13 protein-coding genes are annotated in these 12,159 nt (G+C 68.3%); 10 read left to right on the top strand and 3 right to left on the bottom strand.

Translation table 11 applies throughout. The features are described from left to right. Entirely contained in the window at nucleotides 1–906 is a 906-nt protein-coding gene (locus CEF10_RS10295) for a LysR family transcriptional regulator (protein ID WP_101068093.1), read from the top strand. Between the two features lie 186 nt (nucleotides 907–1,092). Here the strand turns inward: CEF10_RS10295 and CEF10_RS10290 are convergent, their stop codons facing one another. Both CEF10_RS10290 and CEF10_RS10285 read right to left on the bottom strand, forming a co-directional pair. Continuing rightward, nucleotides 1,093–2,220, bottom strand: coding sequence for a M24 family metallopeptidase (locus CEF10_RS10290; protein ID WP_101068092.1), 1,128 nt, complete (start codon nucleotides 2,218–2,220; stop codon nucleotides 1,093–1,095). Next, complete coding sequence (locus CEF10_RS10285; RefSeq protein WP_101068091.1) at nucleotides 2,217–3,251, bottom strand: pyridoxal-phosphate dependent enzyme; 1,035 nt, start codon at nucleotides 3,249–3,251, stop codon at nucleotides 2,217–2,219. Before CEF10_RS10285 ends, CEF10_RS10290 begins: the two co-directional genes overlap by 4 nt. A gap of 136 nt (nucleotides 3,252–3,387) precedes the next feature. Between CEF10_RS10285 and purL the strand changes: the two genes are divergently transcribed. The 9 genes from purL (at nucleotide 3,388) to CEF10_RS10245 (ending at nucleotide 11,105) form a co-directional block, all read left to right on the top strand. After that, the gene (gene purL / locus CEF10_RS10280) at nucleotides 3,388–5,553 is read left to right on the top strand and encodes a phosphoribosylformylglycinamidine synthase subunit PurL (protein ID WP_101068090.1); all 2,166 of its coding nucleotides are present in this window, start codon (nucleotides 3,388–3,390) and stop codon (nucleotides 5,551–5,553) included. An 88-nt stretch (nucleotides 5,554–5,641) separates the two neighbouring features. After that, nucleotides 5,642–6,019, top strand: coding sequence for a hypothetical protein (locus CEF10_RS16890; RefSeq protein WP_157933004.1), 378 nt, complete (start codon nucleotides 5,642–5,644; stop codon nucleotides 6,017–6,019). Between the two features lie 72 nt (nucleotides 6,020–6,091). Further along, complete coding sequence (locus CEF10_RS10275; RefSeq protein WP_198586179.1) at nucleotides 6,092–6,637, top strand: cupredoxin domain-containing protein; 546 nt, start codon at nucleotides 6,092–6,094, stop codon at nucleotides 6,635–6,637. A gap of 100 nt (nucleotides 6,638–6,737) precedes the next feature. Beyond that, nucleotides 6,738–6,980: a BolA/IbaG family iron-sulfur metabolism protein gene (locus CEF10_RS10270; RefSeq protein ID WP_101068089.1), complete on the top strand. Its 243-nt coding sequence runs from the start codon at nucleotides 6,738–6,740 to the stop codon at nucleotides 6,978–6,980. Nucleotides 6,981–6,983: 3 nt separating this feature from the next. Further along, nucleotides 6,984–7,298, top strand: coding sequence for a hypothetical protein (locus tag CEF10_RS10265; RefSeq protein WP_101068088.1), 315 nt, complete (start codon nucleotides 6,984–6,986; stop codon nucleotides 7,296–7,298). A 48-nt stretch (nucleotides 7,299–7,346) separates the two neighbouring features. Further along, nucleotides 7,347–7,625 (top strand): hypothetical protein, encoded by a 279-nt coding sequence (locus CEF10_RS10260; protein WP_101068087.1) that lies wholly within the window; start codon nucleotides 7,347–7,349, stop codon nucleotides 7,623–7,625. Continuing rightward, complete coding sequence (gene grxD, locus CEF10_RS10255; RefSeq protein WP_101068086.1) at nucleotides 7,622–7,984, top strand: Grx4 family monothiol glutaredoxin; 363 nt, start codon at nucleotides 7,622–7,624, stop codon at nucleotides 7,982–7,984. The genes CEF10_RS10260 and grxD overlap by 4 nt, the downstream gene beginning before the upstream one ends. 366 nt (nucleotides 7,985–8,350) lie before the next feature. Next, on the top strand, nucleotides 8,351–10,105 hold the full coding sequence (locus tag CEF10_RS10250) for a hypothetical protein (RefSeq protein WP_101068085.1): 1,755 nt from the start codon (nucleotides 8,351–8,353) through the stop codon (nucleotides 10,103–10,105). A gap of 10 nt (nucleotides 10,106–10,115) precedes the next feature. Beyond that, nucleotides 10,116–11,105, top strand: coding sequence for an SUMF1/EgtB/PvdO family nonheme iron enzyme (locus tag CEF10_RS10245; protein ID WP_108723461.1), 990 nt, complete (start codon nucleotides 10,116–10,118; stop codon nucleotides 11,103–11,105). A 235-nt stretch (nucleotides 11,106–11,340) separates the two neighbouring features. Here CEF10_RS10245 and CEF10_RS10240 read toward each other — a convergent pair. After that, a partial coding sequence (locus CEF10_RS10240) for a hypothetical protein (RefSeq protein WP_198586178.1) occupies nucleotides 11,341–12,159 on the bottom strand: 819 nt, incomplete at its 5' end.

Genomic DNA, 12,159 nt, shown 5'->3' with positions numbered 1-12,159 from the left:
ATGGATTGGGACAAGCTCAGAATATTCCACGCGGTCGCGGACGCCGGCAGCCTGACGCATGCCGGGGACCTGCTGCACCTGTCGCAATCGGCGGTGTCCCGTCAGATCCGCGCGCTGGAGGAGGCGCTCAACGTCACGCTGTTCCATCGCCATGCGCGGGGGCTGATTCTCACCGAACAGGGCGAGTTGCTGTTCGATGCCACCCGCGCCATGGCCAAACGGCTGGACGCGGCGACCGCGCGCATCCGCGACAGCGAGGAAGAGGTCTTCGGCGAACTCAGGGTAACCACGACCATCGGCTTCGGCACGCTTTGGCTCGCGCCGCGGCTCACGCATCTCTACGAGAAGTATCCCGACCTCAATATCGACCTGATGCTCGAGGAACGCGTGCTCGACCTGCCGATGCGCGAGGCCGACGTTGCCATCCGCATGAAGGAGCCCAGCCAGGCCGACCTGATTCGAAAGCGGTTGATGGGCGTGCACATGCGCCTTTACGCAAGCCCCCGTTACCTGTCGGAAAAGGGCATGCCCGACGCCATCGCGGCGCTGCACACGCACCGGCTGATCTGCCAGAACCCGCGGTCCGCGCAGGTCGGCGCCGGCGCGACACTGGTCAACGAACTGATGACCCATGACATCCCGTCGCTGCTGACGGTGAACAATTACTTCGGCGTCCTCCAGGCCGTGCTCAACGACCTGGGGATCGGCGTGCTGCCCGACTACCTGACGCGCGACTTTCCCGACCTCGTTCGCGTGCTGCCCGATGTCGAATCCTCCGAGGTGCCGGTATTTCTCGCCTACCCCGAGGAATTGCGCCATTCCAAGCGCATCGCGGCCTTCCGCGACTTCGTGCAGGAAGAGATCTTCGCCTACCGCCGCAAATTGCGCGAGGACGCGGCCGGCTGACGCGAAACCGTGTCATGCAGGACACGCATACCGGACATGCTGCATGTGCGGCATTGTTTCTCTTGAATACACGCGAAATGCCTAATATTTGCCCGGTGTGACGGTAACGGCAGCACTGCGGTTACCATCATACCTCCCTGTTGGACTATGGCCGGGCTTAGTGCTCGGCCTTTTTTTGTTCTGACGTCAGATTTCCGGCATCCGCGGCCCCGCAAGCGGCGACAAGGCGCGCGGCGCATCCTCCGTGATCGCGATGACCTCCTCGTGAACCATGATCCGGCCGCGCGTGACCCCTGTCACCGGCTCCAACGTGACAACCATGCCGGGACGCAGAACCGTCTCGTCGCCCGGCATCAGCGACAGGCCTTCGGTCAGTTGAAAGCCCAGCCCGTGCCCCAGCCGGCCGCCATCGAACCCGCCCAGCTCGCGCGCCATCGCCGCGCAGACGTCGCAGGCCCGTGCACCCGGTCGCGCCGCCGCCAGCCCGGCCTGCGCGGCCTCGACCAGGCGGGCGTGCACATCGTGCAGGTGCGACGCCACAGCGCCGACCGCGAAGTTCCGGTCGAAGTCGCAGAAATACCCGCCGCTGACCGCGCCGGTGTCGAGCATCAGCACATCGCCCAGTTGCAACGGCACCGCCGCGGCCGGCGAGATGACATCGGCGTAACCATGCGGTCCCGCACCGCCGGCAAGGTAGGGCACGCCATCGGCCCCTTCCTCCAGCAGCAGCCGCTGGAAACCGCGGAACACCTCGGTCAGCGAAACGCCGGCCGCCGCCACCTCGCCCACGCGGTCGAAGGCGCGCCCGGCGATGGTGCAGGCCGCGGCAATGCGGTCGATCTCTGCGGGCGACTTGACCGCGCGCAACGCGGCCACGATGCCGCGGTCGTCGCCAAGGGCCAATCCCCAGGCCGCGCGCAGGCGGTCCAGGTCGGCCAGCGGCATGCGCACCTTCGTTCCCGGCCCGGCCGGCAGCCCCACGGGGGCACCGCCCGCCAACTCGCGCAGCGTGTCGGCCAGAAGGCCGATGCCGTCCCCGGCCGGCGCGTCCCAGTCGCGGACCTCGCCCACCCGGCAACGCGCGACCACGGGCGCGCCGATCGTCGGCACCACGGCGACCGGCGCCCCCTCCGCCGGCACGACCAGGAACCACGGCCGGCAGGGGCTTTCCCAGAACGCGGTGAGAAACCCCGAGAAATACCGGAAATCCGCCGCGTCGGTCAGGAGCAGCGCGCCGAGGCCTTCTTCGGCCATGCGGGCCTGTGCCGCCGCGACGCGCGCATCGTACTCGGCGTCGGCAAAGCCTTCCGTCACGCCGTCTCCGCCTCCTCCGACAGGATGCACAGCACCCGCGCGTCGGCGGGCAGGTCCATCTGCATCAGCGCCGCGACCCCGGCGGCGCCCGATTCGCTCGTCGCCGCGCCCCGGGCGGCCAGCCGCGGCAGGGCCGCGGCGGCCTCGTCCTCGGTGATCGTGGCAAAGGCGTCGGCGTCGCGCGCCAGCCCCTTCAGCGCGATCAGCGACGGCGCCTTGCAATCCAGCCGCCCCATCGCCGACACCGGCCCGGTCGTGGCCACGGGCCGGCCGGCACGGATGCTTTCCGCCAGCGCGGGCGCGGCCGCCGGCTCCACCACCACGATACGGGGCGCATCCCCCCAGGCGGCGCGGAAAAAGGCGGCGCAGGCGCCCGCCAGCCCGCCGACGCCCGCCTGAAGCAAGATGACTGTGGGCGGCTGCGGCATCTGCCGCGTGATCTCGGCCGCCATTGCAAGGTACCCCTCCATCAGCCGGTGCGGCCGGTCGAAATATCCCGGCCAGGAGCTGTCGGAAAGAAGGATCGCGCCCTCGGTATGGGCCGCCTGTTGCGCGGCCTCCATGCCGGCCTCGTAATCCGCGCCCGAACGGACCACGCGCGCACCCTTGGCGCGGAGCCGGTCCGCGAAACCCTCGGGCACCGTGTCGGCGATGTGGACCTCGGCCGCCGCGCCGAAGACGCGCGCGCCGGCGGCAACCGACAACCCGTGATTGCCCGCGCTGGCGGTGACGTAAGTCCGCCCCGAGAGCGCCCGCGACAGGTCCTCGGTTCCCGTCGCCAGCGCCTCTTGCGCGATGACATAGGCCGCGCCGAGCGCCTTGAAACTGCCCAGCCCCATGCGGGCGCGCTCGTCCTTGGCCAGGACCTCCGGCCCGAACCCCGACAGCGCCAGCAACGGGGTTTCCGCCGCCACCGGGCAACGGGCGAGCAGCGCCTCGGGCGCGGCCGCGTCGGTGCTTGGCCATGGCGCACCGGCAAGCACGCTTTCGTCAAGGCCCGTCCCGACCCAGGGGTTTTCGAGGATATCCATCCGGCCTCCCGCGTGTGCGTGCACAATGCCGGCTCGCCCGGGCGGGTCAAGCCCCGGCAGATGCCTGCCCCTCTTTCACCCCGCGCCCCGATGGCCTAAAGAGGCGCGCAACATCACCTTTGGGGAACGTCTTGACATGCAGGAGCCGGCGATCACGCCCGAACTGATCGAGGCCCACGGCCTCAAGCCCGACGAATACGACCGCATCCTCGAGATCATCGGCCGCGAGCCCAGCTTCACCGAACTCGGCATCTTCTCGGCCATGTGGAACGAGCACTGTTCCTACAAGTCCTCCAAGAAATGGCTGCGCACCCTGCCCACGGAAGGCCCGCAGGTGATCTGCGGGCCCGGCGAGAACGCGGGCATCGTGGACATCGGCGACGGGCAGGCGGTGGTCTTCAAGATGGAAAGCCACAACCACCCCTCCTACATCGAACCCTACCAGGGCGCGGCGACCGGTGTGGGCGGCATCCTGCGCGACGTTTTCACCATGGGCGCGCGCCCCATCGCGGCAATGAACGCGCTGAGTTTCGGCGAACCCGAACACCCCAAGACCCGGCAGCTCGTCCACGGCGTGGTGGAAGGCATCGGCGGCTATGGCAACTGCTTCGGGGTTCCATGCGTGGGCGGCGAGGTGCGCTTTGACCCGGCCTACAACGGCAACTGCCTGGTCAACGCCTTCGCCGCGGGCCTGGTGGAGACCGACAGAATCTTCTATTCGGCCGCGTCGGGCGTGGGCATGCCGGTCGTCTACCTCGGCGCCAAGACGGGCCGCGACGGCGTGGGCGGGGCCACCATGGCCAGCGCGGAGTTCGACGAGACGATCGACGAGAAGCGCCCGACCGTGCAGGTCGGCGACCCGTTCACGGAAAAGCGCCTGATGGAGGCCACGCTGGAACTGATGGCCACCGGCGCGGTGATCTCGATCCAGGACATGGGCGCGGCCGGGCTGACATGCTCGGCCGTGGAGATGGGCGACAAGGGCGACCTGGGCGTGCGGCTGAACCTCGAGAACGTGCCCTGCCGCGAGGCGGGCATGACCGCCTACGAGATGATGCTGTCCGAAAGCCAGGAGCGGATGCTCATGGTCCTGCGGCCGGAAAAGGAGGCCGAGGCGAAGGCGGTGTTCCGGAAATGGGACCTCGACTTCGCCATCGTGGGCGAGACGATCGCCGACGACCGGTTCGTCGTGATGCATCACAACACCTGCAAGGCCGATCTGCCGCTCAAGGCGCTGTCGGGCAACGCGCCCGAGTATGACCGCCCGTGGGAGGAAACGCCCGCCCCCGCCCCGCTGGAGGGCACCGAGATCCCGCAGATCGACCCCGTCGACGGGTTGCGCGCGCTGATCGGCAGCGCCAACTACTGCTCGCGCCAATGGGTCTACGAGCAATACGACACCATGGTCATGGCCGACACCGCGCGCCCGCCGGGCGCTGGCGCGGGCGTCGTGCGCGTGCACGGCACCGACAAGCTGCTGGCCTTCACGGCGGACGTGACCCCGCGCTACGTGCAGGCCGACCCGGTCGAGGGCGGCAAGCAGGCCGTCGCCGAGGCTTACAGGAACCTGACGTCGGTGGGCGCCACGCCGCTGGCCACCACTGACAACATGAACTTCGGCAACCCCGAGAAACCGCAGATCATGGGCCAGTTCGTGGGCGCCGTGAAAGGCATCGGAGAAGCGGTCGCGGCGCTGGACATGCCGATCGTGTCGGGCAACGTGAGCCTTTACAACGAAACCGACGGCCAGGCGATCCTGCCCACGCCGACCATCGGTGCCGTAGGCCTGATCGCACGTTCCGAGGATGCGATCATGGGCGAGGCGCGCGAGGGCCATGTCGCCGTGCTGGTTGGCGAGACGACCGGCCACCTGGGCCGCTCCGCCCTGCTGGCCGAGGTGTTCAACCGCGCCGACGGCCCCGCGCCGGCGGTGGATCTTGACGCCGAGCGGCGCAACGGCGATTTCATCCGCCAGAACCGCGACTGGATCCGCGCCTGCACCGACCTGTCCGACGGCGGGCTGGCGCTGGCAGCCTTCGAGATGGCCGAAGCCGCGGGCGTGGGCGTGCAGCTTGATACCGACGACACGGCGACGCTGTTCGGCGAGGACCAGGGTCGCTACCTGATCGCCTGCAACTTCGATTCCGCCGAGGCGCTGATGATCGCCGCGGGCCGGGCCGGCGTGACGATCGAGACGGTGGGCCGGTTCACCGGCGAGACCGTGCGAATCGGTGGATCGGAAGCGCTGCTGAGCGAGCTTTCGGCACTCTACCGCGGCGCCTTCGGCAATACCTTCGGCTGAGCCTCGCCGTCCGGGCATCGGACGTTGACGCCCTGCCACGCGGCACCGTAGCCTGACAGCCACGGACGCGAACAGGCCAAGGATCGGCGTGGCACGGGAAACGCAGCATCTTGCGACATGGCGCGCCGCCGGGCGCCGGGCCACGGTCATCGTCTACGCCGTCGCGGTCACGCTGGCCTTTCTCGGGCACGCGCTGGCCAGTCACCCGGCGGAAAGCCCGGGCACGTCGTCACCTGCCCCGCAAGCCCATCACGTGCATCACGAACCGGGGCATCCCGGCGCCGGTCACGCCACCGACCCGGACTGTCGCGAACCACACGGCTGCCACACGGGCGACGTGTTCCTTGCCCCGGTGGCAACGGCAGTTGCGGGACGGCCGGCGCCGCTGGCTCACAGAGCACGCGGCGCGCGCAGCCCGGCGCGGTCCCTGCACGACAAGCCGGCGACACCGCCGCCGCGGGCCTGAACCGTGAACCCGTCCCCGCCGGGCCGCCCGGCCCGGCCGAACGACCTACGGAACAGACACGGAAGACATACCATGACATACATCGAAATCGTGCGGGCCACGGGGGCTGCCGCGATGCTCGCGACAGCCCTTGGCACCGCGCCTGCATCGGCGGCCGGCGACCATTCTGGCGGGCATGGCCACAGCGACGCAACCGCCGACATCGGCGCGCCCGCCAAGCCCGCGCAGGCCGACCGGACGGTCAAGGTGGTGATGACCGACACCGCCTACTCCATCGACAGCCTCACGGTCAGCGCCGGCGAAACCGTGACCTTCGAGGTCCGCAACGACGGCGCGCTCGTGCACGAATTCAACATCGGCACGAAGAAGATGCACGAGGCGCATCAGGACGAGATGCAGCACATGATGGAGGAAGGCACCTTGTCGGCCCACCACATGGACGAAGGCGGCCATCATCATGGCGGGGCGGGCAATTCCGTCCTGCTCAACCCCGGCGAGACCGGCACGCTGACCTGGACGTTCGAAGCACCGATGGAACTCCGGTTCGCCTGCAACGTGCCCGGCCACTACGAAGCGGGCATGCACGGGCCGATCACGGTCCGTCCGGCCGAAAGCTGAGGCCGCCGCGGAAACGGCGCGGGCGGCCGCTGTCGCCCGCGCCTCTTGCCGCACCGGGCCAACGGCTTTACATCTTCAACGCAAGAAAGGGAGATGCCGCATGGCCATGCAAGCCCAGGAAATCGAAGATCTGATCCGCGCCGCCTTTCCCGAAGCAAAGGTCACGATCACCGACCTCGCGGGCGACGGGAACCATTACGCCGCCGAGGTGATCGACGAAAGCTTTCGCGGCAAGAACCGCGTGCAACAGCAGCGCGCCGTCTACGCCGCGCTGAAGGGCAAGATGGACGGCCCCGCCGGCGACCTGCACGCGCTGGCGCTGACCACCAAGGCGCCGGAATAAGGCATGGATCTGGCGTATGCCATAGGCGGCGTCGTCGCGATCGTGGTGCTTGTCGTGCTTCTGGCCCGGGCGCGCGCCAAGACCGAACGCAAGGATCGCAGGGGCATCGAGCCCGGCGAGGGCGACGTGCTGATCGACGGCGGCTACCATGCCGGAGGCCTTGGTGGTGGCCACAGCAGCGTGACCCGCATCCCGCGTGATCCGCAGAAATACGCCAAGGGTTTCGTACCCGGCGGCAAGCGGCGCCCGCGCGAGAGGCCGCAACCCGATCGCGACAACGAGGACGGCGACGAAAACGAGGACGGTGACGAAAGCTGACCTCCGCAGGACAATCCTGCACGGCACAAGGCGCGAAAGGAGCACGACTTGGCAGCGGAGGACGCCACGCGATATCCTTTCGAAAGGACCGAGGCGGTCGAGATCGCGAGCCATCCCTGGGTGATTGCCGTGCTCACACCCTTTATCCTGGTTTTCCTGTGGGCGGCATGGCTGGAATTCCGCCGCTGGTGGATTTACGGCCCGGCCAAAAACAAGCGGGCGGCCTTTCCGATCGACCCGACAGCCCCTAGTTACGATCTACCCGAGCCCGACACCTCCACAACGCAAGACGAACAGGACGAGAAAGAGCAAGGAAAGCGCAAATGACCGACGCAAAGACCCGGATCGACGAAACCGTGAAGAACTCCGACGTCGTGCTCTACATGAAGGGCACGAAGGACATGCCGCAGTGCGGGTTTTCCAGCCGCGTGGCCGGCGTGCTGAATTTCATGGGCGTCGAGTTCTCCGACATCAACGTGCTGGACGACGAGGACATCCGCCAGGGCATCAAGGACTATTCCGACTGGCCGACGATCCCGCAGCTCTACGTCAAGGGCGAGTTCGTGGGCGGCTGCGACATCATCACCGAGATGACGCTCTCGGGCGAGCTTGACCAGCTTTTCGACCAGAACGGCGTGGCCTACGACAAGCAGGCGGCCGAAAAGATCCGCGAAGCGAACGCCTGACGCCCCGCACCGGCCCGGCGCCATCGCGCTGGGCCGGCCTCGGCAGGGGTCTTGCAGGCACAGGAAGCGAAGTCGCGGTTCGTGGAACGCGCGGCGAACAAGGTCGCATTGCCAACGCCCTCCGGACCCGATCACGCGGGTTACGGCACCAATGGTCATGCATGTCACGGCCAACCCGCGCGCGGTGCACAAGGATCGTGCGCATCGGCACCTTCATGCACCCCGTTCGTTGCGCAACCGCTTGAGATGTGGGCGGGGTCGACATAGGCTCTCATTACCAGACGCGGACGATTCCGGGGCGTTGCCGGCCCCACCCCCGGTGCCGGGGGCGCTGCCCGTCCGCCACGGCGATTTGAGGAGGGGGAATTGGATTTCCGAACCAGTGTCACGGCCGGCATTTTCCGGCATGCCGCATGCGTTGCGGCGGCGTTTCTGGGCGGGCTGCCCGCTGCGGCGGCCGAGGGCGAGCGCGACAGCGAGCTCGCGCGCCAGATGCAGCAGTACGACGTTGTCGCGACGAAGAGCATCCGCGAACTGCAGCCTTTCCGCGAAAGCACGCAGGCCGAACGGGCCGATGGCACGCGTATCGAGCTGGTCTCGCTGAACCCGAACTTCGGCCGCTGGTTCCTGCTCGACATCACCCCGGGCGAAGGCCGGCAGCGCACGCGCAGCTACCACATCGAGGCCGCATCCCCCGAGAAATGGAAGCTCACGCTGGCGCGCGGCGACGATCCGGCGCTGATCTTCGAGCGCGGCGAGACGCGGCACGAATGCCGCCCCTGGGCCGGGAACTCCTCGTCGCTGGAGGCAGCACAGTCCTCCGCCCTGCCCTATGCGCCGATCTGCGACAGCCGCGCCTACCTGCGCAACCGCGTGCGGGGCTCGCGCACCAACCGCGAGGCCGTCGCTGAATTCCTGCGTGACAACGTCGCCTTCGGCGACAGCATCGTCGGGCTGATCAAGGGGGCCTTCTACGAAGACGCCTTCATGAAGTCGGGCGAGGTCGTGGACAACGCCGACGCCGGCCAGGTGGCCCGATCGCTGGGCCGCGCGACCCTGTCCCGCCATCCGGTCATCAACACCTATTTCGGCTTCGAGCTTGAGGGCGCCCAGGGGCGCCGCATGGAGGCGGGCAGCTGGTACGCGATCAAGGACGCGCCCGGCATCTATGCCAGCGCCATGCAGCCGGGCATGATCCATCCCGACATCCTGAACCGCAAGGGCGAGACCAACTGGCTCGACAACATCGAGCGGCGCGCCGACGTCTACCTGGTGGCCTTCGACCTGTCGCAGTTCGAGATCGGCTACGAGGTGGGCACCGATCATCCGCGACTGGGCTGGTCGTCGCGGCCGCACGGGGCGGGCCGCAACTGGAACATTCCCGGCCCGGACGGCATCGACAGCGCCGCGCCGCTGGTGCGCACCGGCATGCTCAGCCCGGCGATGGCCGACCGCGTGGCGGCCACCTTCACCGGCGGGTTCAAGCGTGACCACGGGGCGTTCAAGTACAGCAATTACGCCACCTTCAACCACGGGCACCACTACGGGTTCATCTCCAACGGCGTTGTGCTGAGCAAGCTGCAACCCAACCTGTCCACGCTCTATGTGCTCGACGACGGGTCGATCCACATGCGGACATGGCGCGAAGAGGACGAGGACCTGCTGCCACGGATCCTGTTCGCGCGCCAGAACGGCGTGCCGCTGATCGCACCCGACCCAGAGACCGGCGAGGGCGTGCCGGGGCAGTTCGTGCGCAGCTGGGGCGGCGGCAACTGGTCGGGCTCGGCCAACGCCGACCTGCGCACGTTGCGCGCGGGCGCCTGCATGAAGACGGTCGAGGGGCGCCAGTTCCTGATCTACGCCTATTTCTCGACGGCCACGCCCTCGGCGATGGCGCGCACCTTCCAGGCCTACGGCTGCGACTACGCGATGCTGCTGGACATGAACTCGCTCGAACATACCTACATGGCGCTCTACACGCAGGAAGAGGACCGGCTGGTGCCGCACCACCTGGTCAGCGGGATGGCGCAGATCGATGACCGCCGCCGCGACGGCACCCCGATCCCGCGTTTCGTGGGCTTTTCGGACAACCGGGACTTTTTCTATCTGCTGAGGAAATGAGGGGATGAAAATGCGCGTATTATTCAGGGGTGCCCTTTTCGGGGCGCTGATGGCCGTGATGGCACCGCCCGCACCGGGCGCGGCTGCCACGCTGCAGGAAAACAACGACAAGATGCTGCGGCAGATGCAGGCGGCCCGCAACCTGAGCAACGCGGAGATGCGCCGCATCCGCGAGGTATTCGCCGGCTCGCGCTTCATCGGCCAGGGCAACCCGGCGATCACACGCCACCCGATGACGCCGCAGGAAGCGGCCAAGCGGGTGCCGGGCGATCCGTTGAAATACTACCGGAATTCACGGTTCGAACGGATCTGCGGCGAACGCTACATGGTCCCTCTCTATGATCCGGCGACGGAGCAGCCCGAGGATGCCGAAGTCTGCGCCGACATGTTCGAGTATCCCAACGTGCCGATGGTCTACCCCGTCGTCTGGGTGCGCGCGAAGGAAGCCGCCGAACTGTGCTGGGCCGAGGGCAAGCGCATCGGCGACGCGCACGAGTGGGAAGGTGCCTCGCACGGGGCGCTGACCGATCCCGACTATTTCTTCGGGATGAGCGTCCAGGCCGCCCGGCAGCGCCACAACGCGAAATACCGTTCCTCGGCACGTTACAGCATAGGAAAGCAGTGGCGCGCGGGCGTCTGTGCCACCGGCAGCTTCAAGAACGCCAGCTGCAACGGCGGCGGCTACAACGGGTGCGGGTCCAACACCTACCCCGCCGGCAGCTTTCCCAAATGCCGCAGCCCGCTGGGCGTCTACGACATCGACGGCAATGCGGCCGAGCACATGAACCTGCCGATGGCGCCCGACGAGATGGCCAGCCGCGGCAGCCGCAAGCTGGGCGTGACCGAGATGAAGGGAAGCTGGTTCATCTGGGACACCGTGCGCGCGCACACCCACTGGAGCCGCTGGCGCGCGCCCTTCTGGCACGGCAGCCGGGTGATGGCGGGGCACAGCCACCGCAACTACCACCTGGGTTTCCGCTGCTTCAAGGACGTGAAGTGATGGCGTGAAACCGGACCGGGGCACGGCCCCGCCGGGACACGACATGCGGCCGCGGCGCCAGAACGCCGCGGCCTTTTTTTTCTGTGCGTTTTCCTGTCAGGGTCGCCGGTGATGCCGCGCTGCGCAAAAACAAGACGCGGGGCGTGGCATGTCAGTGCGTCCGGCGCGCCATGGGCCTCTGCCCGGCGCCCGGTGATGCATCCGGCGTCTCGGCCGACGACCCCGGCTCAGCCGATCAGTTGCCGGCCAGCGACGCCATCAGCAGGCGCGGTCCGCCGATCGGGCCTTCGTCGCTGAGCAGCCCCGCGTAGCGCGGATTGGCCATCAGGTCGCGCAAGTCGATCGGACGGCCATCGAGGAACGCCGTGCGGCTGACCAGCCGGACGCCATGGCTGTAGTCGGCGTAGCCCGCGCCATGCACGGTGCTCAGCGGCTGGATCGGCGTTCCGTTGCGCCGGTGCCAGCCGTAGATCGCAACGCGACCGCGCCGCTCGGTGATGCGGTTGGTCAGCACGAGATCCTTCTTGTGCCCCGAGAGCAGCGTGCCGCGCGCCGCACCGGCACGCCGGCTCTGGGCTTGGACGGTCGCGTTGTGGCGCAGCAGGTAATCCGTCGAGGTCATCTGCGGACCCGGCTGCATGGGCTGCGGCGCCAGCCGCACCCGCGCGGCCCGGTAGATCAGATCGACCATCTGGGTGGTCGGCAGCAGCATGTCGAACCGTTCGCCGATCCGGGTGGCGGCCCGCAGCCCGAGCGGGACGCGCACGTAATCCCGGTCGCTGCCAAGAGCCAGGTAATCGGGTGTCACGCAGATGGTGAGCTGCACGGCATTCCCGTCGCGGGTCCGGCCCTGGAAACTGACAGGGGCAAGGTCACGCAGGAAGGAGGGCATGTTGCCCTGCAGGATCTGGCGCGACACGTGACGGTCCCGCTCCACCCCGTCGAGGCCGTCGAGCTTCGCCATGAAGGCCTGGCCGCCCGGCGCGCCGCCGGACCGGCGCGGCATGGCGCGCGCCAGCCGCCGCGGGCAGTGGCCCGCGCTGCGCGCGATGCG

Source organism: Roseovarius salinarum (assembly GCF_002834145.1).
GTDB lineage: Bacteria > Pseudomonadota > Alphaproteobacteria > Rhodobacterales > Rhodobacteraceae > Roseovarius > Roseovarius salinarum.
The sequence above is the reverse complement of the archived record's forward strand: the minus strand, read 5'-3'. Positions and strand labels throughout refer to the sequence as shown.

Bases quoted from the DNA above. Each gene is read 5' to 3' on its own strand.
- CEF10_RS10265 (WP_101068088.1), top strand. From the start codon at position 6,984: ATGGATCTGGCGTATGCCATAGGCGGCGTCGTCGCGATCGTGGTGCTT.
- CEF10_RS10270 (WP_101068089.1), top strand. From the start codon at position 6,738: ATGGCCATGCAAGCCCAGGAAATCGAAGATCTGATCCGCGCCGCCTTT.
- CEF10_RS10285 (WP_101068091.1), bottom strand. From the start codon at position 3,251: ATGGATATCCTCGAAAACCCCTGGGTCGGGACGGGCCTTGACGAAAGC.
- purL (WP_101068090.1), top strand. From the start codon at position 3,388: ATGCAGGAGCCGGCGATCACGCCCGAACTGATCGAGGCCCACGGCCTC.
- CEF10_RS10275 (WP_198586179.1), top strand. From the start codon at position 6,092: ATGACATACATCGAAATCGTGCGGGCCACGGGGGCTGCCGCGATGCTC.
- grxD (WP_101068086.1), top strand. From the start codon at position 7,622: ATGACCGACGCAAAGACCCGGATCGACGAAACCGTGAAGAACTCCGAC.
- CEF10_RS10245 (WP_108723461.1), top strand. From the start codon at position 10,116: ATGCGCGTATTATTCAGGGGTGCCCTTTTCGGGGCGCTGATGGCCGTG.
- CEF10_RS10295 (WP_101068093.1), top strand. From the start codon at position 1: ATGGATTGGGACAAGCTCAGAATATTCCACGCGGTCGCGGACGCCGGC.